Source organism: Nonomuraea sp. NPDC049625 (assembly GCF_040675285.1).
Classification (GTDB): Bacteria; Actinomycetota; Actinomycetes; order Streptosporangiales; family Streptosporangiaceae; genus Nonomuraea; species Nonomuraea angiospora_A.
In genome coordinates, this window is record NZ_JBFAOQ010000011.1 from 372,690 (window position 1) to 392,489 (window position 19,800).

A 19,800-nucleotide genomic window follows, 5' to 3' on the forward strand; every position below is an offset into this window, starting at 1 on the left:
ATGCCAGGCTTAGCAGACTTTGCTGGTGCTTATGGTCGGGCTGATGGAGCATGGAGGCACGTCGCCTGAAGAAGGGTTTCCACCATGGACCTCGCCGCCCTTGACGCGCTGGTCGACCGGCTGCCCCGCAGGCGGATCGGCTTCTACCCGACGCCCTTCCACCGCCTGGACAATCTGTCGGCCGCCTACGGGGCCGGCTTCTTCCTCAAGCGGGAGGACCTGGCGGGGCCCGGCACCATCAGCGGGAGCAAGACCCGCCTGGCCGAGTTCATCATCGGCCAGGCCCTGGAGGACGGCGTCACGCACCTCATCACGCAGGGCGTCTACCTGACGAACTCCGGCATGCAGTTCGCCGCCGCCTGCCGGGCGGCCGGGCTCACGCCGATCCTCTTCCTCACCCGGGACGAAGGACGCCACGGCGAGCTCGCGGAGTACCGCGGCAACCTGCTGCTGAGCAAGATCATGGACGTGGAGACGCACTACCTGCCGACCCGGGGCGGCGCCTACTGGGACACGGCCGACGAGCAGCAGCGCATCGCCGACGCGATGACCGCCCGCAAGGCCGAGCTGGAGGCTCAGGGGCACAAGGCGCTGATCGTGCCCACCGGCGGCGCGCATCCGTACGGCTTCGTGGCGCACACGCTGACGTTCACGGAGATGATCCAGCAGGCCGGGGCGTCCGGGGTCCGGCTCGACTACCTCTACCACACCGCGGGCACGGGCACGGCGCTGCCGGGCCTGATCGCGGCGAAGCTGGTGACGGGGAGCCCGGTCGTCGTGCGCTCCATCGCGATCTGCGACTACCGGCCCGGGAATTGGATCAACGTCGAGGTGATCGTCGACCGCGTGAAGCACATCCTCAAGCTGCTCGAGGTCCCGGTCCCCGCCGACGAGGTCATCCGCGCCGAGATCGACGTCGACGAACGGTTCATCGGCGAGGACTACGCGGTGCCCTCGCCGGAAGGCGTCGCCGCCATCAAGGAGCTGGCCCGGTCGGACGGCGTGTTCATGGGCCCCGTCTACACGGGCAAGGGCTTCGCGGGGCTGCTCGACCACGTGCGCTCGGGGCGGGTCGAGCCGGGCCGGAACGTGGCGTTCCTGCACACCGGGGACACCGCCAACCTGTTCGAGATCCCGCAGGTCGTCGGCGACGTGGCCGGCGGCCGGTAAGCGGGCGGTCAGGAGCGCGGGGACAGGCGGAAGACGCGCAGCTCGCGGCCGGAGCGCTCGGTGTAGCCGTCGTACAGCGGCCAGAAGCCGGTGAGCGCCTGCCAGGCCTGCTCGCGGTCGGCCCCGGCGAGCAGGGCGGCCGTGACGGGGATGACCCGCCCGCGGAAGGTCACGGTGGCCTGCGGGGTCTTGAGCAGGTTGCCGCTCCAGGCCGGGTGGTGCTCCCTGCCGAAGTTGCTGCCGACCACCAGGAACGTGCCGCCGTCCTCCGGCAGGCAGGCCAGCGGGCTCTGGCGCTCCTGCCCTGACTTGCTGCCGGTCGTGGTGAGCAGCAGGTGGGGGATCATCTGGTCCCCCATGAGCACCCGGCCGCCCGTCACCCGATTGACGAAGCGATCAAGAGGCGGGACGATCTTGGGCGCGACCCGCGCGAAGCCCCTCGTGCCCGCGAGCCACTGGAAGAACGGGCGGAGCGCGGTGCTGACGCGTGCCATGAAACCGCCGCTGGACTGCTGCTGCTCGACCACGGTGCCCTCACGTCCTCGTTGCGCTGCCGACGGGGGCCAAGAATACTGCCCAACCAAGCGATTGGTCTACTCGGGGTCGGCCGGCCGGTCGATCCGGTAGACGTAGTGGGCGCGATCGTGGATCGGGTTGTCGGGCTCGAGCTCGCCCTCGGCCACCCGGCGCATCCCGGCCTTCTCCAGCGCCCGCCACGACGCGCGGTTGGCCGCCGAGACGGGGACCAGCACGCAGGTCGAGCCGGGGATCTCCGTCCAGGTCCGCTCGATCACCGAGCGGATCATCTCCGGGCCCAGGCCCCGGCCGACCTGGCCGGGGTCGCCGATCAGGTAGTCGATGCTCACCGCGCCGTCGGGGACGGGGGTGATCGTCGCCAGTTCGGCCAGGTAGTCGGGGTAGTCCGCGTACCTGGACCGCTGGACCAGGCCGAGCGGCCGGCCGTCGAGGAACACGAGCAGGTCCTCCGACGGCTCCTCCCCGCGGGCGGCGGGGCCGAAGTCGCGGGTCACCGCCTCCGTCGAGGTCTCGTGGTTCCACCACAGCGCCACGTGCGGCTGCTCCAGCCACGTACGCAGCAGGGGGAAGTCCTCCTGGCCGAGCCGACGCCATGTGATCATCAGGACGCTCCTGGGGTGTGCTGCCGGCGGTAGTAGCGGGCCTGGCGGTCGCGGTGACCGCACGAGGGGTGGCACCAGCGCCGGCGGGGGTGGTTCTGGACGAAGAACAGCGAGCAGCCGGGGCCCTGGCAGCGGCGTACCCGATCCGCCTGGGGGCCGGTCAGCAGCTCGACGCAGCAGGTGGCGATGCTCCCGAGCACGGCGGCCGGGCCGTTGACGGTGTCGGCCCAGCGCGAGGCCGGCGCGCCGCCGCTCCAGTCGAGCCACAGGTACGTCGGCGCCGCCGCCGTGAAGTCGTTGACCCGCCGGACCGGCGCCGCGTCGGGAACGCGCCCCTCGACGGCGGCCGACAGCAGGGCGTGCACGCAGTCGCGCAACATCCGCACCCGGGCCGCGTGCGGACCCATCGGGACCGCGACCCCATGGCGTTCGGAGACCTGGGCGAACCACTCGCCGACCCGCCGGGCGTCCGGCAGGAAGTCGATCCGCGCCTCCCCCGCGCCGTACAGCGTGTTGGCCAGCTCCACCGCGAGAGGTTCCGTCCCGAGGATCGGGAACTCGACTGCCGTCACGACACTGACGCTAACAGAGCAAGGTAACCGTCAGCATCTGATTATAGGGGTAGCAAGTCCCTGTACGGGGATATAACTTGGCGGCCGTGGAGGAACGCACAGGCAGGACCGGGCGGCGGCCGGGAGCCTCGACCACCAGGGAAGAGATCGTCGCCGCGGCGGCCAGGGCCTTCAGCTCGGGCGGCTACGAGGCCACCAGCATGCGCCAGGTGGCCGCGGACGCCGGCGTGGACCCGGCGCTCGTGCGCCGGTTCTTCGGCGGCAAGGAGCAGCTGTTCAGCGCGGTCGTGACGTCGGTGTTCCAGCCCGAGCAGGCCGTGGCCATGCTGCTGGACGGGCCCCGCGGCAAGCTCGGGGAACGGCTGGCCGGATACGTCCTCGGCCTGCTCGGCGCGGTGGACCGGCCCGGCCCGGTGCTGGGCCTGATGCGCTCGGCCGCCACGAACGCGCACGCGGCCGCCCTGATCAGGGAGTTCCTCGCCAACGACATGCTCGGCAAGGTCACCAGGAAGCTCGGCGTGGACCAGCCCGAGCTGCGCGCGGCGCTCGCGGCCGGCCAGCTCGTGGGGCTGGCCATCACCCGCTACGCCGTACGGGTGGACGCGCTGGTCTCGTCCTCTCCCGACGAGCTCATCGCCTGGGTGGCGCCGACGCTGCAGCGCTACCTCACCGGCCGGGCCCCCTGATAGGCCCCCTGATAGGCGCTACGGCTCATCCTGCCGGGCTCGCCGGGATGGCGCCGAGGGCAAGGAGGAGGTAGTGGCGCTGGCGCAGGGTGAGGTCCCCGATGCTGGCGCCGCTGAGGATCCTGCCCCTGCGCAGCACGCGGGTGATCTCGGTGGCGCTGCGCCCGGGCAGGGCCCGCAGCACCGTCTCCACGTCGGCCCCGATGGTGGCCAGGTCGGTGCGCGACAGCAGGGCCTCCAGGCCGAGCCGCCCAGCCGCGACGGCGGTGCGCAGCTCGCCGGCCGTCATCGGTTCGGGTCCGGTCGTCGGCTTGGGCCTCGGGGACGGCGGGTGCGGCTGCGGGGTGGGCGGCGCGCCCAGGCGGGCGGCGGCGACCGGGACGGCCGGGGCGGGGAGCGCGCCGGGAAGCATGGTCTGGGCGGTGACCAGCAGGCCGCCCACGGCCAGCACGCCGGTCGCCACCACGACGACCTGGCGGCGCGGCAGCCGGCCGCTGGCGCGGGCCATCTGCAGCCCGACCATCGCGGTACGCAGCAGCACGCCGGTGAGCACGCCCAGCAGGATCGGCACGCTCTGCGGCGGCAGCGGCGCCACGCTGGCCAGCACGACGCCGGCCGCCGGGCTGAGGCAGGCCAGCGCCAGCCAGGGAGCCAGCGGCTTGCGGGCCAGGTCGAGCATGGCCGTCAGGGCCACCCCTTCACCGGCCGAGTGGATCATGAGCGCGGCCACGACGATGATCGAGGCGGCCAGCACCAGGGTGGCGCCCTCGATCATGCGGTGCAGGCTCAGCGCGACGGCGGTGCCCACTCCCCCGTACACGGCGGCGCTGACGGCCTGCTCGACCCGCCGGTGCATGCCGGGGGCGTGCCGGGCGCGCCGGCCCACGTCGTGCTGGTGGGCGCACCCGTGGCGGGTGAAGTGCGTGATGACGACGTACCCGAACAGCCCGGCCAGCGCCACCAGCCACACGGGCACATGGGTCGCGACGGCCTCCCGCCAGGCGTCGGGCATCACGTCAGTCAGGGCGGTGATGAGCATGAGCGCCGAGGCGACGGCCAGCCAGACGCTGATCCGGTCGGCCTTGCGCTGCGCCAGGTGGGCGCCGGCCAGCGTGGACAGGGCCACCAGGCCCACGGCGGCCCACACCGTCCAGACCGGCATGGCGGCGCCCATGGCCGCGTCGCGCGCCGGCAACGGCAGTACTGACCCCCCGAGCGGCAAGAACATGTGACGGCCTTTCTGGCTGGTGGACGGTGATCGATCACTGAGCCGCAAGAGGGCCGGTGTGCGTGCCGTGGCCGGGCGTCGCGACGTCCTCCAGGACCGTGCGCAACCGGCCGAGCTGGGCGTGCAGGCTGTCCTGCAGTTGCCTGCCGTGGTCGGCGAGGACGGCGTCGAATTCGTTGAACTGCTCCTCGATGGCCTCCTGATAGGCCAGGCGGGCGGTCCTGGTCAGCGCCTCGGCCGCGGCGGCGGCATCGAGCCGCACCCGTTCGGCGCCGGCGCGGGCCTCGGTCAGCATGTGGCGCGCCTCCTGCCTGGCGGCTTCGACGGTCTCCCGCGCCTCCTCCCGGGCGGCCTCGACGGCCTGCCGAGCCTCGTGCCGGGCGACCTTGACGGTCTCCCGCGCGCTCTCCTCCGCGGCGGCCAGCATGTCGGCCGGGGCGGGGGTGGCGGCGGCGAGACGCTCGCGCAGGTGGGCGTTGTCCTGCCAGAGCAGGCTGATCGTGGTCTCCACGGTGGACAGGAACGCGTCCACCTCGGCCAGGTCGTAGCCGGCCCGCAACCGGACCACGGTGAAGACCTGGTGGTGCACGGCGGTGGGGGTCAGCAGCGTGAGCTGGCCGGGGCCGGCGGCCTGGGCCGGCACGGTGACGAAGCCGTCGCCGACGGCGTGGCCGTGCGGGATCGGGAGGCCGTAGACGTGGTCTTCGTGCTCGATGTGCATGACGGAGTTTCACCGAACCTTTCACCGTCAGCGCTGGAGCGGCCGGGCGCGCCCGCACCGGCCCCGGGGCATGGAGGGGTGCCCCGGATCGGGGGGAACCGGTGCGAAACCTTGACCGTCCAACCAGGCATTCTATACGCACAGTAGTTGACACGTTACCGTGTGCTTAAACATGTGGGCAGCCGCTCACGGGTAAAGGCCGCTTCGGATGTGACCAGGGTCACATCGACGGCCTGTCCCCCCGGGCCCGACCCGTCCGTCCTCCTGCCGAGCAACCGGCTACGAGGAAGGTTCAAGGACATGGGCAAGCTGATCGTCATCGAGTTCGTCTCCCTCGACATGGTCATCGAGGACCCGGACGGAGCGGACGGGACGCCGTGGGGAGGCTGGGCCTTCCGGTACGGGCCCGAGTCGGTGGCCGGCGACAAGTTCGCGCTCGGCGAGGTGCTGGACACCGGGGCCATGCTGCTGGGCCGCGCCACCTGGCAGCGCTTCTCCCGCATCTGGCCCGGCAGGGACGACGAGTTCTCCCGGAAGATGAACGCCATCCCCAAGCTCGTCGCCTCGCGATCGTCGGACGGCGTCGAGGCGTGGAGCAACTCCTCCCTCCTGCGGGGCGACCTGATCGAGGAGGTGGCCGGGCGCAGGCGGGAACGGGATATCGTGGTCGCCGGCAGCGGCAGCGTCGTCGCCGCGCTGCGGGCGCATGACCTGGTCGACGAGTATCGGCTGCTGGTGTTCCCGACCGTGCTGGGCCGGGGACGCCGCCTGTTCGATCAGGATGACCGGCCCCTCGGCCTGGCTCTGGAGTCCGCCGAACGCATGGGTCAGGCCGTCCGCCTCGTCTACGGCCGCGACGCGGCGGCGTGAAGGAGACCACCGTGAGATACGCACTGCTGATCAACGAGCGGCCCGGAGCGTACGACGGGCTCACCGCCGACGAGCGCGCCGCCATCACCGCCGAGTACGTCGCGCTGATGCAGGACGAGCGCATGATCTCGGGCGAGCGGCTCCAACCGGCCGAGACCGCGACCACCGTCCGGGTCCAGGGCGGCCGGACGCTGATGACCGACGGGCCGTTCGCCGACACCAAGGAGATCTTCGGCGGGTTCTACATCGTCGAGGCGGACGACCTCGACGACGCGCTGGAACTGGCCGCCCGCGTCCCCGCCGCCCGCCTCGGCGGATCGGTCGAGGTGCGGCCGCTGGTGGAGCGGTAGCCGGTGCTCGAGGAGATCTTCCGCGACCAGTGGGCCCGCGTGTTCGCCGCCCTGGTGAGCTACACCGGCGACGTCGACGTGGCCGAGGAGGCCGCTCAGGAGGCGTTCGCCGTCGCGGCCGAGCGCTGGGCCCGCGACGGGGTCCCGGACAATCCCGGGGCCTGGCTCGTGGTGACCGGGCGCCGCCGGGCGATCGACCGCCTTCGCCGGGACCGTACGTATGCGGACAAGCTCCGCCTGCTGGACCGGCCGGAGCCGGGCGAGGAGGTGACGATGGACGAGTCGGCGGTCCCCGACGAACGGCTCGAACTGTTCTTCCTGTGCTGCCATCCGGCCTTGGCGGACGAGGCCCAGGTCGCGCTCACCCTGCGGGCCCTGGGCGGCCTGTCCACCCCGGAGATCGCCCGGGCGTTCCTGGTGAGCGACGAGACGATGAAGCGGCGGCTCTCCCGGGCGCGCGACAAGATCCGCGCGGCCGGGATCCCGTTCGGGATCCCCCGGGAGCACCTGCTGCCCGCCCGCCTGGAGGCGGTGCTCTCCGTGCTCTACCTCATCTTCAACCAGGGGTACGGCGACGGCCGGGCCGATCTGGCGGCCGAGGCCGTCCGGCTGGCCCGGATCCTGGTCGAGCTCGTGCCCGGCGAGCCCGAGGCCGCCGGACTGCTGGCGCTGATGCTGCTGCACGACTCGCGGCGCGCCGCCCGGGTCCGCGACGGTGAGATCGTCCTGCTGCACGAGCAGGATCGCGGCCTGTGGGACGCGGCTCAGATCGAGGAGGGGCAGGCGCTGCTCGACCGCGCCCTCGCGCTCGGGGCCCGCGGCGCCTACGTGGTGCAGGCGGCCATCGCGGCGCTGCAGACCGAGGAGCGGATCGACTGGCGGGCCGTCGCCGCGCTCTATGACCGGCTGCGGGAGCTGACGGGCTCGGCCGTGGTCGAGCTCAACCGCGCGGTGGCGGTCGCCGAGGTCGACGGGCCGCGGGCGGCGCTGGCGATCGTGGACGGGCTCGGTCTCGACGGCTACCGGTACTTCCACTCCACCCGGGCCGAGCTGCTGCGTCGCCTGGACGACATCGCGGGGGCGCGGGCGGCGTACCGGAGGGCGCTCGACCTGGCCACGACGGAGGCCGAGCGCCGCTTCCTCACCCGCCGCCTCGGCGAGCTCTGACCTCTTGTCCCGGGTTTACAGACCTGTCAGTGTAGGGCCATGCGTGAGCTGAAGCCCGGACTGGAGCACACCTTCCGTTTCCGCGTCCCGGAGAGCAAGATCGTGGCGGGGCTGTATCCGGAGTCGCCGGAGTTCGCGGTCATGCCGCCCGTCTTCGCCACCGGGTTCCTGGTGGGGCTGATCGAGTGGACGTGCGTTCAGGCGGTCGTGCCGTACCTGGACTGGCCGCGCGAGCAGACGGTCGGGACGCACGTCGACCTCAGCCACGAGGCCCCCACGCCGCCGGGCCTGGAGGTCACCTGCCGGGTGCGGCTGACGGGGGTGGAGGGGCGGCGGCTGCGGTTCGAGGTGAGCGCCGAGGACGGGGCTGACGTGATCAGCACCGGCACCCACGAACGCACCGTCATCGACGCCACCCGCTTCACCGCCCGCGCCCACGCCAAGACCGCCCCCACCCCATAACCAACCGCCCCACCGCCCACCCGCCTCCCCGCCGCCGACCGCGGCGCGCGCACCGGGCACAGCGGGGTCGGGGGGGCACGACGGGCGCGGGGGGCGCTGATCGGGCACGGGCCGCACCCATCGCACGGGCCTCGCACCACCGGCGCCGGGTCGGCGGGATGCGACGCGGCGGAGGTCGGCGCAACACGGACGGCGCCCAGCTCGGCGCTCTGGGGCGCTCCCCTGCGCGCCGGGGCGGTGGGCTACGGGCGGGCCAGGGCTGCGGGCAGGTCGGGGTGCCGATGGGCCAGGCGGTGCCGGAGGTCAGGCGGTACCGGAGGTCAGGCGGTGCCGGAGGGTCGGCCGAGATCGTGGGTCAGGGGGACGGGGTGAGGGTGTCGGGGTTGAGCAGGAGGTCGGCGCGGTCGCGGGTGGTGCGGATGGCGGCGGCGTTGGGCTCGTCGACCTCGGCGACCCAGCGGGCGGCCTGGGAGGGCGTCTTGCCGAACTGGACGTGCCGCCTCGTGAGCCGGTCCAGGCGGACGCGATCGTCGATCTCCGCGTACCAGACCTCGGTCATGGCCCCCCGCACCCGCCGCCACGTCTCGTCGTCGGCGAGGAGGTAGTTGCCCTCGCTGACCACGACCCGCGCGGCCGGCGGCACCGGGATGGCGCCGGCGATCGGCTGCTCGATCTCGCGGTCGAAGGACGGGGCGTAGACGACGGTGCCGGTCTCGGCGCGGAGGCGGTGGAGCAGCGCCAGGTAGCCGTGGGCGTCGAAGGTGTCCATGGCGCCCTTGCGGCGCAGCCGCCCGAGGCGTTCGAGCTCGACGTCGGCCAGGTGGAAGCCGTCCATCGGCACCCAAACCGCCGGCAGCCCGGCGGAGGTGAGGTTCTCGGCCAGCCAGCCGGCCAGCGTGGACTTGCCCGCGCCCGGGCATCCCGCGATGCCCACCACGACGCGCTCGCCGGACGCGGCCAGCCCGCGTACGCGCTCGATCAGCCGCGCGCCGGTCACCGGACGCCTCCGGCGAGCGGGACCGCCGGGAAGCGGTGGGCGGCGGGTGGCTGGGTAGGGCTCAAGATTCTCCTCGAATACGGATTTAGCGCGATATGTCGCCAATGAGCCGCAAGCTTATCCACGCCCCGCCCCCGATTAGCGATATACCCCATACCCCTACAATGTGTCTCCCCTCTACTAAGGAGCATCGTATGGATCACAGCGAGCACCACCACGCACACCATGAGGCCCCGCCCGCGGCCACGTGGGGAATGGCCGCGCAGGCGACCCTGCACTGCCTGACCGGTTGCGCCATCGGCGAGGTGCTGGGCATGATCATCGGCACCGCCGCCGGCCTGTCCAACCTGACCACCGTGGTGTTGTCCGTCGCGCTGGCCTTCGTGTTCGGCTACGCGCTGACCATGCGGGGCGTGCTGCGGGCCGGTGTCGACTTCCGCACCGCGCTGAGGGTGGCGCTGGCCGCCGACACCATCTCCATCGCGATGATGGAGATCCTGGACAACGCGGTGATGCTGCTCGTGCCCGGCGCGATGGACGCGGGCCTGTCGAACTGGCTGTTCTGGGTGGCGCTGGCCGGTTCGCTGCTGGTGGCGTTCGTGCTGACCACGCCGGTGAACAAGTGGCTCATCTCACGGGGCAAGGGCCATGCGGTGACGCACCAGTACCACCAGGGCCACTGAGCGTTCACTCCCCGTGCCATGAGCGCCAGAGCTCGGCGTACGGGCCCCCGGCCGCGACGAGGTCGTGGTGCGTGCCGAGCTCGGTGAGGCGGCCCTCCTGCATGACCGCCACCCGGTCGGCGTCGTGGGCCGTCTGGAGGCGGTGGGCGATGGCGATGACGGTACGGCCGTCCAGCACGGCGGCTAGGGCGCGCTCGGTGTGGCGGGCGGTCCTCGGGTCCAGCAGCGCGGTGGCCTCGTCGAGGATCAGCGTGTGGGGGTCGGCCAGTATGACGCGGGCCAGGGCCAGCTGCTGGGCCTGCGCGCCGTCGGGCCGGTGGCCCCCGGGGCCGAGATCGGCGCCGAGGCCGTCCGGGAGGTCGTCGATCCAGTCGGCGCCGACGGTGGCGAGGGCCGCGCGCAGCTCGGCGTCGGTGGCGGAAGGGGCGGCGATGCGCAGGTTGTCGCGTACCGTGCCGAGGAACACGTGGTGCTCCTGGGTGACCAGGACGACGCGTTCGCGCAGGCGGCCGGGGTCGAGGGCGGCGACGGGAACGCCGCCGACGGTGACCGTGCCGGTGCGCGGGGCGTCCACGCCCGCCAGCAGCCTGCCCAGCGTGGTCTTGCCCGCGCCCGAGGGCCCGACGATCGCCAGCCGCTCGCCGGGGCGGACGGTCAGGTCCACCCCGCGCAGGACGTCGGGGCCGCCGTCGTAGGCGTAGTGCACGCCGGCGGCCACGAGCCGGTCGCCGTCCGGTACGAGCTCCGGCCCGGCGGCCGGCGCGGGCCGCGGGACCAGGGCGAGGCCCTCGACCCTGGCGAACGAGGCGCCGCTGCTCTGCATGCCCTCCAGGTGCAGGAGGATCGTGTCCAGGGGCTGGCCGAGCTGGCGGAGGTAGAGGGCGGCGGCGACGACCGTTCCGAGGGTCATGGAGCCGTTCGCCATGAGGCCGCCGACCAGCAGCACGCCGGCCACCGGGATCGCGTACGAGATGTCCACGACGGGGAAGAGGACGCTGCGCAGGAACAGGGTCCGGACGCGGGTCCGGCGGCACTCGCCGATCGCCGCCTGGCAGGCCGTGATGCGGCGGTGTTCGAGGCGCAGCGCCGCGACGGTGCGGGCGCCGGCGGTGGTGGCGGCGAGCTGCTCGGCCAGCGCGGAGTTGGCCTCACCCTCGGCCAGGTACGCCGGGATCGCGCGGCGCAGATACCAGCGGGCGGCGAACCAGATGCCCAGCAGGCCGAGCACCCCGCAGGCGCCCAGCAGCGGATCGAGCACGAAGACCGCGGCCAGGATGAACGCCGCCTGGACCGCGGCGATGAGGACGTCCGGCCCGGCGTCGCGCAGCGTGGCGCCGAGCGCGGCCACGTCGGTCGTCCCCCGGGTGGTCAGGTCGCCCGTGCCGGCCCGCTCGACCACCGAGACGGGCAGGTCGAGGGCGCGTTCGGTGAACCGCTCGCGGATGCGCGCCAGGGTGCGCTCGCCGAAGCGGTGGCCGACGTGGCCCGCGTAGCGGGACAGGACGAGCTGGACCAGGGCGGCGGCCAGGATGGCCAGGGCCAGCCGGTCCACGGCGGCGGCCCCGGCGCCGGACTTGACCGCGTCGACGATCCGGCCGAGCAGCCATGGCCCGGCCAGCCCCGCGACGGCGGCCAGGGCGTTGAGGGCGATCATGGCGGCGAAGGCGCGGCCATCCAGGCGGATCAGGCGCAGCGCCGCCCGCCGCACCCGGGCCGGCTCGGCGACCGGCAGGGCCCCGGTCATCGCACGGGCCGGCTGGGCGACGGGGGCCGGCTGGGCGACGGGCTGCGGCTCGGTCATCGCGCGGCCTCCTCGGGCGGGGATCCGGTCATCGGGCGGCCCGCTCGGGCGGTGTGCTGGGCTCGTCGTCGCGTGACACCAGCAGGCGGTAGCCCGGGTGCTCGTGCAGCAGGTCGCGATGCTCGCCGGCCGCCGCGACCGAGCCGTCCACGAGGTAGTACACCGTGTCCGCCCGGTCCAGCAGCAGCGGCGAGGTCGTGGTGACTGCCGTGGTACGGCCCCTTCGCGCCTCGCGCAGCCGGGCGGCGATGGTCGCCTCGGTGTGGGCGTCCACGGCGGAGGTGGGCTCGGCCGCCAGCAGGATCTCCGGGTCGGCCAGCAGGGCCCGGGCCAGGCGGACGCGCTGGCGCTGCCCGCCGGACAGGTTGCGGGCCTGGGGGTCGACGGCGGAGTCCAGCCCGTGCGGCAGCCCCCGGACGATGTCCTCGGCCATGGCCGCGTGGACCGCCCGGCCCACGGCCTCGTCGCCGGGATCGTGCCGGCCGGCGACGACGTCCCGCAGCATGCCGGCGAACAGGTCCGCCTCGTTGTCGGCCAGCAGGATCCGCTCGCGGACCCGTACCGGGTCGATGGTGTCGAGCCGGATCCCGCCCCAGGTCGCGGCCGACGCGGTGAACCCGCCCAACCGGTCGAGCACCGCGGCCGAGTCCCCCGGCCGGGCGCTGACCAGCGCGGTCAGCATCCCCGGCGCGATCTCGACGCCGGAGGCCGGGTCGCGCAGCGGCGCGGGCGACGCGGGCGGATCCGCGTCGCCGCCGGTGACGTCCGGTTCGAGGGTGAGGAAGTGGATGACCCGGCGGGCGGCCACGAGGCCGCGGCTGAAGCCGTAGCCGGTCTCGATGAGGTTCGTGACCGGCACCACCAGCACGCCGGCGTACCCGTACACCGCGACCAGCTCGCCGGTGGTGATGTCGCCCTGCGCGGCCATCCGGGCCGCCAGCCACGTCACGGCGCCGAGGAACACCGTGGGCAGGCCGACCCCGAGAGCGTGGATCCAGCTGGTGACCGCGCCCACCTGGTAGCCCTTCTCCCGGAGCTCCTGGGAGCCACGCCGGTAGCGCTCGGCGTACACGTCCTTGCCGCCGATGCCGTTCAGGACCCGCAGCCCTCCGGCGATGTCCCCGAACCGGGCGGCGAGCTCGCCCTGCCGCAGCCGGTACGCCGTCTCGGCGCCGCGCAGCCGTCCCAGCAGCGGCCCGACCAGCATGACCAGCAGCGGCACGCCCAGCAGCACCACCGCGGCCAGCAGCGGCGAGACGGCCAGCAGCAGCCCGGCCACGACGACATAAGCGAGCACCGCGCCGACGCCGGGGCCGGTGATGGTCAGCGCGTGGGCGATCAGGCCGGCGTCGCCGAACCCGATCGTCACCACCTCCCCGGCCGTGACCTTGCGCGGGAGCGCCGCGCCCAGCCGCGTCGCGTGCAGCACCACCACCTGTACGGTGCGGAACGATGCGTCCATCCGGACCCTGGTCATCGTGCGATGGCGCATGATGGCCAGCCAGGCGTTCAGGACGCCGACGCCGAGCACGGCGGCGGTCCAGCCGGCCAGCGCGGGCTTGTCTCCCGGAGCCAGGCCGTCGTCGATGGCGCGGGACAGCAAGTACGGCGGCAGCGTCAGGCAGACCATCCAGGCGGAGCCCAGCAACGCGCCGACGGCGATGCGGCCGGGCTGACTCCTGACCAGCCACCACAGGTATCGTCCGGCGCCTCGGCGGTCAGGAGTCCCAGGTTCCACGAACTTCACCCTATTTGACCGATCGCCGGAACGATGATGGGGTACGTCCCAGCGTCGCGGTGCACCCGGCAAACAGATCGCCGAGGGCATGGAGGCGCCGAAACATGGGACGACCATGGAAACACCCGACGGACGCCTGGAGGCGTTCGGCAACCAGTTGATCGACGTGCACCTCTGGCTCCGCGAGCAGCTCGACGCGCTGCGCGAGGACGTCGAGGCCTATCTCGCGGGCGGCGCGCTCCCCCGCGACCTGCGTACCCACTGCCTGACCTTCTGCTCCGCGCTGGAGCGGCACCACACCGGCGAGGACGGCGGCGCCTTCCCCGAGCTCGCCCGGAGCTTCCCCGAGCTGCGACCGGTGCTGGAGGAGCTGCGCCGCGACCACCGGCTGGTGGACGATTCCCTGCGGCGGTTACAAGCGCTTCTCGACGGCCTCGGCCGGGACCACGACCCGGTCCTGGTGCGCGGCGAGCTGGACAGCCTCGCCGCGCTGATGGAGACGCACTTCGTCTACGAGGAGAAACGGATCGTCGCGGCGCTCAACGCGCTGGACACCCCGGAGTGGCGCCGGGCCAGGCCCGACTTCCTCATGTCTTGATCAGCGGCGGAGCTTGTACCGGATGGGCAGGTGCTTGATGCCCCCGACGAAGGTCGTGGCGCTCCATTCGGGCCGGCCGGCGAGCTCGACGCTCTCCAGGCGCGGCAGCAGCTCGGCGAACAGGGCCTTCAGCTCCATCCGGGCCAGCGCCGCGCCGAGGCAGTAGTGCACGCCGAACCCGAAGGCCAGGTGGCGGTTGGGGTCGCGGCCGGCGTCGAAGGCGAACGGGTCGGTGAACACCTCCTCGTCGCGGTTGGCCGACGGGTAGGACAGCAGCACCGACTCGCCCGCCTTGATGTCCACGCCGTTGAGGCTGGTGTCGGCCGAGGCCGTGCGCATGAACTCCTTGACCGGGGTGACCCAGCGGATCATCTCGTCGACCGCGAACGGCAGCAGGCCGGGGTCCTCGCGCAGCCGGGCGAGCTGGTCGGGGTGTTCGATGAGGGCGTGCAGGCCGCCGGCGACGGTGGAGCTGGTGGTGTCGTGGCCGGCGGAGGCGATGATGACGTAGTAGGAGGCCGTCTCCATGTCGTTGAGCGGCTTGCCGTCCACCTGGGCGTTGGCGATGGCGGAGGCCAGGTCCTCGGTGGGGTGGGCGCGGCGGGCGGCGGTGAGCTGCTGGAAGTAGGCGAAGAAGTCGAGCAGCACCGCGAACTGGTCCTCGGCGGTGTCCCCGCGCCTGGTCTCCGCGTCCGCGCCGCCGAACAGCTCCTGGGTGAGCTTGAGCATGCGGGGGAAGTCGGATTCGGGCAGCCCGAGCAGGGAGAGGATCACGTACAGCGGGTAGTGCACCGCGACCTGGGTGGCGAAGTCGCATTCGCCGCCGTACTCGGCCAGCCGGTCCACGTAGCGGCGGGCGAGCTCCTGGATCCGGCTCTCCATGGCGCGCATGGCCTTGGGGCGGAACCAGTCGGCGCCGATCGCCCGGACCACCCGGTGGTCGGGGTCGTCCATGTGGACCAGCGTCTTCAACTGGATGCCCTGCGCCGCCTGCTGCCTGGCGTGCTCCTCGAACGCCTTCTTGCCCAGGACCGGGCGCGGCGCGCTGAGCCAGAGGGCGTTGTCGCGTTCGACCCGCATGATGTCGGCGTGCCGGGTGACGGCGTAGAAGGGCGTGTACTCGGGCGCCTCCACGAGATGGACCGGGGCCTCCCGGCGCAGCAGGGTGAGCGCCTGGTGCAGCCGCGGCTCGTCGGCGTAGGCGAGGGGGTCGGCCAGCATGAGCCCCGCCTGCTCGATGGTCATGTTCATGATTGATTCCCTATCAGGACTTGGAGCTCGGTGTAGCCGTACAGGCCCCAAGGGCCGTTCTCGACGCCGAGGCCGCTCCACTTGTGGCCGCCGAAGGGCAGGTCGGGGCGGACGCCGCGGCCGTGGGCGTTGATCGAGACCTGGCCGCAGTCCAGCTCGGCCGCCACCCGCGCGGCCCGGTCCAGGTCGGGCGACCACACCGACGCCGTCAGCCCGTAGGCGGTGCCGTTGGCGCGCTCGACGGCCTGGCCGAGGTCGCGGTAGGCGATGACGGGCAGCGCCGGGCCGAACTGCTCCTCGTCGACGACGCGCGTGCCGTCCGTCGCGCCGGACAGGACGGTGGGCTGGTAGAAGTAGCCGGGCCGGTCGATCGGCCGGCCGCCGGCCGCGGCCACCGCGCCGTGCTCCAGCGCGTCGCCGACCAGGCCGGCGACGCGCTCGTACTGCGGGCGGTTGTTGATCGGGCCGAGCTGGGCGCCGTCGGCGGTGCCGGCGTCCACCCGCACCGACCGGGCCCGTACGGCCAGGGCCTCGACGAGGTCGTCGTACAGCCGCTCCGGCGCGTAGACCCGCTTGACCGCCAGGCAGACCTGGCCGTTGTTGGCGAACGCGCTCCAGAACAGGCTGTCGGCGATCCGCCCGGGGTCGGCGTCGTCGAGGACGATGGCCGGGTCGTTGCCGCCGAGCTCCAGGGTGACCCGTTTGAGGTCCTCGGCGGCGGCCGCGGCGACGCGCTTGCCGGTGGCCGTCGAGCCGGTGAAGCTGATCTTGCGAGGTACGGGATGGGCGGTCATGAGGGCGCCGAGGGGGTCGCGGCCGCTGATGACGTTCAGCACGCCGGGCGGGAGGATCTGCGCAAGCATCTCCCCCATCGCCAGGGTGGTCAAGGGCGTGTACGGGGAGGGTTTGAGCACCATGGTGTTGCCGGCGCGCAGGGCCGGCGCGATCTTCCACATGGCCAGGGCGATCGGGAAGTTCCACGGCGTGATGGCGGCCACCACGCCGAGCGGGCGCCGGATCACCTCGGCGGAGCCGTCCTGCGACACCTCGCGGGGCAGGTCCAGGTCGGCGTAGTAGCGCAGCCACGTCACGGCGGTGGCGACCTCGCGCCGAGCGTCCTTGAGGGGTTTGCCCTGCTCGGCCGTGAGGATCGGCGCGAGCCGGCCGGCCGCGGCCTCGAGCGCGCCTGCCGCCTCCCTGAGCAGGTCACGGCGGTGCCGCTCGTCGCGCCGCCAGGCCGGGAAGGCCGCGCGGGCGGCCGCCATGGCCTGGTCGAGCCGGTGGGCGCCGCAGTCGGGCGCCCGGGCGAAGACCTCGCCCGTGGCCGGGTCGACGACGTCGAACGTGCCGGCGCCGGCCGCCGCGGCGCCGCCGACGGTCATGGCGAAGTCCGTCATGAGGCCGGCAGCAGGACGGGCTTGACCGTGGCGCCGCTCGCGGAGTCGCGTTCGGCGTCGTTGATGCCGCCCAGCGGGTACGTGCGGATCAGCCGGTCGAAGGGGAAGCGGCCCTGCCGCCACAGCCCGATCAGCATGGGGATGAACTGCTGGGGCACGGCGTCGCCCTCCAGGATGAAGCGGACGGTGCGCCCGGCGAGCGCGGTCGGCCGCAGCGTGACCTCGCCGCCGCCCGCGCCGACCAGGCCGCACGACCCGCCGGGGCGCAGCACGGCGATCGCGGTGCGGATCACCTCCGGCACGCCGGTGGTGTCGAAGGAGTGGTCCACCTCTCCGACGGCGTCGGCCAGGCCGGGGTCGGCGCCGTCGAGCGCCCGGGTGGCGCCGAGTTCCAGGGCCAGCTCGCGCCTGGAAGCGTGCAGGTCCACGGCGACGATCTCGCCGGCGCCCGCGACCTTGGCGGCCATGACCGCCGCGAGGCCGACCGCCCCGGCGCCGAACACCGCGATGGCGTCGGCCGGGCGGACCTTGAGGGCGATGAACACCGAGCCCGCGCCGGTCTGCAGGCCGCAGCCCAGCGGTCCGAGCAGCTCCAGCGGCAGCGACTTGTCGACGGTGACCAGGTTGCGCTCGGTGGCGACGGCATGGGTGGCGAAGGAGGACTGGCCGAACCAGCGGGCCGCGACCGGCTCGCCGCCGCTCCCGGTGGCCCCGGCCGACCCGTCCGCGCGCACCCCGCTGAGGTTGCGCGCCATGAACTCGTCGCAGTACGAGGCCGCGCCGGTCACGCACCGCCCGCACCAGCCGCAGGAGTCGTAGCTCATCACGACGTGGTCGCCGGGCGCCACGCGGGTCACCCCGGGGCCGACCGCCTCGACCACGCCCGAGCCCTCGTGCCCGAAGACCATCGGCATCGGCAGCTCCGCCAGCCCCCGGAACAGCACGTCGGTGTGGCACATGCCCGCGCCCGCCACGCGGACCAGCGCCTCGCCGGGGCCGGGCGCGGCGAGCGAGACGTCCTCGACGGTGAACGGCCTGCCCGGGTCGCGCAGGACCGCCGCTCGAGCTCGCATCACTCCCCCCGGGCTTTTTTTGGACGGAGCTGTCCAATTCAATGGCGACGCTATGGCCGTTCCCTGGGCGTGTCAAGCATGCGGCGCGGTCATCGACACGTCCGCCTGAACCGCTGTACGGTATTTTTGGACCACATAGCGGTACGGACAGGGGTTCGATGACCGACAACTCATCACCGCGGCTGCTCGACGGCGTACGCGTGCTCGACATGACGAACGTCCTGTCCGGCCCGTACGCCGGCTACCAGCTCGCCCTCATGGGCGCCGACGTGATCAAGCTGGAGATCCCCGGCACCGGAGACCTGGCCCGTCAACTCGGCGCCGACCCCCGCCTCAGCGGCGAGAACCTCGGCGTCTCCTTCCTGGCGCAGAACGCGGGCAAGCGCTCGGTCACCGTCAACCTCAAGCACGCCTCCGGCCGCGAGGTCTTCACCAGGCTGCTGGGCGAGGCCGACGTGCTGCTGGAGAACTTCCGCCCCGGCGTCCTGGACAAGCTCGGCTTCGGCTGGGAACGGCTGCGCGAGATCAACCCCGGCCTGGTCTACTGCGCGCTGTCCGGCTTCGGCGCCACCGGGCCCATGCGCGAGCGCCCTGCCTACGACCAGGTGATCCAGGGCCTGGCGGGCATCATGAGCGTCACCGGCACGCCGGACACCGCGCCGGTGCGGGTGGGCTACCCGGTGTGCGACAGCGCCGGGGGCATCACCGCCGCCTTCGCCGTGGCCGCCGCCCTGCACCGCAAGCTCCGCACCGGCCAGGGCGCCCACCTGGACGTGTCCATGCTGGACGCCGCGCTCACGGGGATGGGCTGGGTGGTCTCCGACTACCTCGTCGCCGGGCGGGAGCCGGTGGCCATGGCCAACGAGAACCGTACGTCGGCGCCGTCGGGCACCTTCGAGACCGCCGACGGCCAGCTCAACATCGCCGCCAACAAGCAGGAGCAGTTCGAGACCCTCTGCCGGGTGCTGGGCCGGCCGGAGCTCATGAACGATCCCCGCTTCCGCACCAGGGACGACCGCAAGGCCCACCGCGATGCTCTGCGCGAGGAACTGGAGAAGACGCTGAAGACCAGGTCGGCGGCCGAGTGGGACGAGATCCTGCTGCCGACCGGCGTGCCCGCCGCGCCGGTGGTCACCGTCCCGCAGGCGCTGCGCTCGCCGCAGGTCGAGCACCGCGGCCTGCTGCACCGACTGCCCTCCCCTGCCTCCGGCGGCGGCGAACTCGTGCTGCTGGGCGGTGCCGCCCACGTGGACGGCCGCCCCCTGGCCCCCGCCGGCCCGCCCCCGAGGCTCGGCGAGCACACCGACGCGGTGCTGCGCACCCTCGGCTACTCCGACACCGACATCGCCCACCTGCACCAGGAAGGAGCCATTTGACTTCCTCCCTCTCGAAATCGAGAGGGATCCCCACGGTCGCCCATGGAAGTTCCTGTTTCACCGCCGGTCGCCCGCCCGAGAGGACTCTCGTTGAGGTCTTACACCAGCTCCGCAGGCGTTTTACTTGTCCGCCAGCCCAGCGGCCAAGAGGTTGCGGGCCGCGTTGACGTCCCGGTCGTGGATCGCGCCGCACGCGCAGGCCCACTTCCGGACGTTCAGCGGCATCCTGTCTTGCACGCTTCCGCAAGCCGAGCACAGCCTGGAGGAGGGGAACCAGCGGTCCACCGCGATCACGGCCCGGCCATACCAGGCGGCCTTGTACTCCAGCATGCTCCGCAGCTCCCGCCACGAGGCGTCGGAGATGGCTCGGGCGAGTTTGCCGTTCTTGACCATGCTGCGGACGGTGAGGTCCTCGATCACGACCGTTTGGATGCCCCTATGTTCGTCAAGTCGTCAGGCTGGGGCGGGAGCGTGGTCGGCTGTCGCTGCTTTGATCAAGGCGTAGACCTCGCGGGCGACGT

At 73.0% G+C, this 19,800-nt stretch carries 20 protein-coding genes and 1 pseudogene; 9 read left to right on the forward strand and 12 right to left on the reverse strand.

Annotated elements, in window-relative coordinates; genetic code table 11:
* Window positions 1-84: 84 nt before the first annotated feature.
* Entirely contained in the window at window positions 85-1,170 is a 1,086-nt protein-coding gene (locus AB0J87_RS40450) for a pyridoxal-phosphate dependent enzyme (RefSeq protein ID WP_350727656.1), read from the forward strand.
* An 8-nt stretch (window positions 1,171-1,178) separates the two neighbouring features.
* Here the strand turns inward: AB0J87_RS40450 and AB0J87_RS40455 are convergent, their stop codons facing one another.
* The 3 genes from AB0J87_RS40455 to AB0J87_RS40465 all read right to left on the reverse strand — a co-directional run bounded on the left by AB0J87_RS40455 (window position 1,179) and on the right by AB0J87_RS40465 (window position 2,881).
* Window positions 1,179-1,697: a nitroreductase family deazaflavin-dependent oxidoreductase gene (locus tag AB0J87_RS40455; protein ID WP_350727655.1), complete on the reverse strand. Its 519-nt coding sequence runs from the start codon at window positions 1,695-1,697 to the stop codon at window positions 1,179-1,181.
* Window positions 1,698-1,763: 66 nt separating this feature from the next.
* Window positions 1,764-2,309: a GNAT family N-acetyltransferase gene (locus AB0J87_RS40460; RefSeq protein ID WP_363974859.1), complete on the reverse strand. Its 546-nt coding sequence runs from the start codon at window positions 2,307-2,309 to the stop codon at window positions 1,764-1,766.
* Complete coding sequence (locus AB0J87_RS40465) at window positions 2,309-2,881, reverse strand: ABATE domain-containing protein (protein WP_363974862.1); 573 nt, start codon at window positions 2,879-2,881, stop codon at window positions 2,309-2,311. The genes AB0J87_RS40460 and AB0J87_RS40465 overlap by 1 nt, the downstream gene beginning before the upstream one ends.
* 86 nt (window positions 2,882-2,967) lie before the next feature.
* Here AB0J87_RS40465 and AB0J87_RS40470 point away from each other — a divergent pair, with 86 nt between their 5' ends.
* A complete protein-coding gene (locus AB0J87_RS40470) occupies window positions 2,968-3,567 on the forward strand; it encodes a TetR family transcriptional regulator (protein ID WP_363974865.1) in 600 nt (199 codons plus the stop codon).
* Between the two features lie 25 nt (window positions 3,568-3,592).
* On the opposite strand, the gene AB0J87_RS40475 is transcribed toward AB0J87_RS40470, so the two are convergent.
* Both AB0J87_RS40475 and AB0J87_RS40480 read right to left on the reverse strand, forming a co-directional pair.
* The gene (locus AB0J87_RS40475) at window positions 3,593-4,795 is read right to left on the reverse strand and encodes a hypothetical protein (protein ID WP_363974868.1); all 1,203 of its coding nucleotides are present in this window, start codon (window positions 4,793-4,795) and stop codon (window positions 3,593-3,595) included.
* A 34-nt stretch (window positions 4,796-4,829) separates the two neighbouring features.
* The gene (locus AB0J87_RS40480) at window positions 4,830-5,516 is read right to left on the reverse strand and encodes a DivIVA domain-containing protein (protein ID WP_363974871.1); all 687 of its coding nucleotides are present in this window, start codon (window positions 5,514-5,516) and stop codon (window positions 4,830-4,832) included.
* A 300-nt stretch (window positions 5,517-5,816) separates the two neighbouring features.
* Between AB0J87_RS40480 and AB0J87_RS40485 the strand changes: the two genes are divergently transcribed.
* Genes AB0J87_RS40485 through AB0J87_RS40500 form a run of 4 tightly spaced genes read left to right on the forward strand, consistent with a single transcriptional unit; the run spans window position 5,817 to window position 8,365 of the window.
* Window positions 5,817-6,386, forward strand: coding sequence for a dihydrofolate reductase family protein (locus AB0J87_RS40485; protein ID WP_363974874.1), 570 nt, complete (start codon window positions 5,817-5,819; stop codon window positions 6,384-6,386).
* 11 nt (window positions 6,387-6,397) lie between these two features.
* Complete coding sequence (locus AB0J87_RS40490; protein WP_350727648.1) at window positions 6,398-6,736, forward strand: YciI family protein; 339 nt, start codon at window positions 6,398-6,400, stop codon at window positions 6,734-6,736.
* Between the two features lie 3 nt (window positions 6,737-6,739).
* Window positions 6,740-7,903 carry a sigma-70 family RNA polymerase sigma factor gene (locus AB0J87_RS40495; RefSeq protein WP_363974877.1) on the forward strand — a complete coding sequence of 388 codons (1,164 nt, stop codon included), beginning with the start codon at window positions 6,740-6,742 and terminating at the stop codon, window positions 7,901-7,903.
* Window positions 7,904-7,942: 39 nt separating this feature from the next.
* A complete protein-coding gene (locus AB0J87_RS40500; protein WP_363974880.1) occupies window positions 7,943-8,365 on the forward strand; it encodes a thioesterase family protein in 423 nt (140 codons plus the stop codon).
* 355 nt (window positions 8,366-8,720) lie between these two features.
* Here the strand turns inward: AB0J87_RS40500 and AB0J87_RS40505 are convergent, their stop codons facing one another.
* Window positions 8,721-9,362: a nucleoside/nucleotide kinase family protein gene (locus tag AB0J87_RS40505; protein ID WP_363974883.1), complete on the reverse strand. Its 642-nt coding sequence runs from the start codon at window positions 9,360-9,362 to the stop codon at window positions 8,721-8,723.
* Window positions 9,363-9,556: 194 nt separating this feature from the next.
* Here AB0J87_RS40505 and AB0J87_RS40510 point away from each other — a divergent pair, with 194 nt between their 5' ends.
* A complete protein-coding gene (locus AB0J87_RS40510; protein WP_363974886.1) occupies window positions 9,557-10,045 on the forward strand; it encodes a DUF4396 domain-containing protein in 489 nt (162 codons plus the stop codon).
* Window positions 10,046-10,049: 4 nt separating this feature from the next.
* Here AB0J87_RS40510 and AB0J87_RS40515 read toward each other — a convergent pair whose 3' ends face one another.
* The gene (locus AB0J87_RS40515; protein ID WP_363974889.1) at window positions 10,050-11,846 is read right to left on the reverse strand and encodes an ABC transporter ATP-binding protein; all 1,797 of its coding nucleotides are present in this window, start codon (window positions 11,844-11,846) and stop codon (window positions 10,050-10,052) included.
* A gap of 28 nt (window positions 11,847-11,874) precedes the next feature.
* Window positions 11,875-13,584 (reverse strand): ABC transporter ATP-binding protein, encoded by a 1,710-nt coding sequence (locus AB0J87_RS40520; protein ID WP_363974892.1) that lies wholly within the window; start codon window positions 13,582-13,584, stop codon window positions 11,875-11,877.
* A gap of 115 nt (window positions 13,585-13,699) precedes the next feature.
* Here AB0J87_RS40520 and AB0J87_RS40525 point away from each other — a divergent pair, with 115 nt between their 5' ends.
* Entirely contained in the window at window positions 13,700-14,182 is a 483-nt protein-coding gene (locus AB0J87_RS40525; protein WP_363974895.1) for a hemerythrin domain-containing protein, read from the forward strand.
* Here AB0J87_RS40525 and AB0J87_RS40530 read toward each other — a convergent pair whose 3' ends face one another.
* The 3 genes from AB0J87_RS40530 to AB0J87_RS40540 are packed head-to-tail and all read right to left on the reverse strand — an operon-like array spanning window position 14,183 to window position 17,903.
* On the reverse strand, window positions 14,183-15,433 hold the full coding sequence (locus AB0J87_RS40530; RefSeq protein WP_363974898.1) for a cytochrome P450: 1,251 nt from the start codon (window positions 15,431-15,433) through the stop codon (window positions 14,183-14,185). It abuts the gene before it with no gap.
* Entirely contained in the window at window positions 15,430-16,830 is a 1,401-nt protein-coding gene (locus tag AB0J87_RS40535) for an aldehyde dehydrogenase family protein (protein WP_363974901.1), read from the reverse strand. The genes AB0J87_RS40530 and AB0J87_RS40535 overlap by 4 nt, the downstream gene beginning before the upstream one ends.
* Window positions 16,827-17,903, reverse strand: coding sequence for an NAD(P)-dependent alcohol dehydrogenase (locus tag AB0J87_RS40540; protein WP_363974903.1), 1,077 nt, complete (start codon window positions 17,901-17,903; stop codon window positions 16,827-16,829). Before AB0J87_RS40540 ends, AB0J87_RS40535 begins: the two co-directional genes overlap by 4 nt.
* A 158-nt stretch (window positions 17,904-18,061) precedes the next feature.
* Between AB0J87_RS40540 and AB0J87_RS40545 the strand changes: the two genes are divergently transcribed.
* Window positions 18,062-19,279, forward strand: a complete 1,218-nt coding sequence (locus AB0J87_RS40545) for a CoA transferase (protein WP_363974906.1) — start codon at window positions 18,062-18,064, stop codon at window positions 19,277-19,279.
* A 120-nt stretch (window positions 19,280-19,399) separates the two neighbouring features.
* On the opposite strand, the pseudogene AB0J87_RS40550 reads toward AB0J87_RS40545, so the two are convergent.
* Window positions 19,400-19,708 (reverse strand): annotated as a pseudogene (locus AB0J87_RS40550) (RNA-guided endonuclease TnpB family protein); the annotation flags it as partial.
* Between the last annotated feature and the right edge of the window lie 92 nt (window positions 19,709-19,800).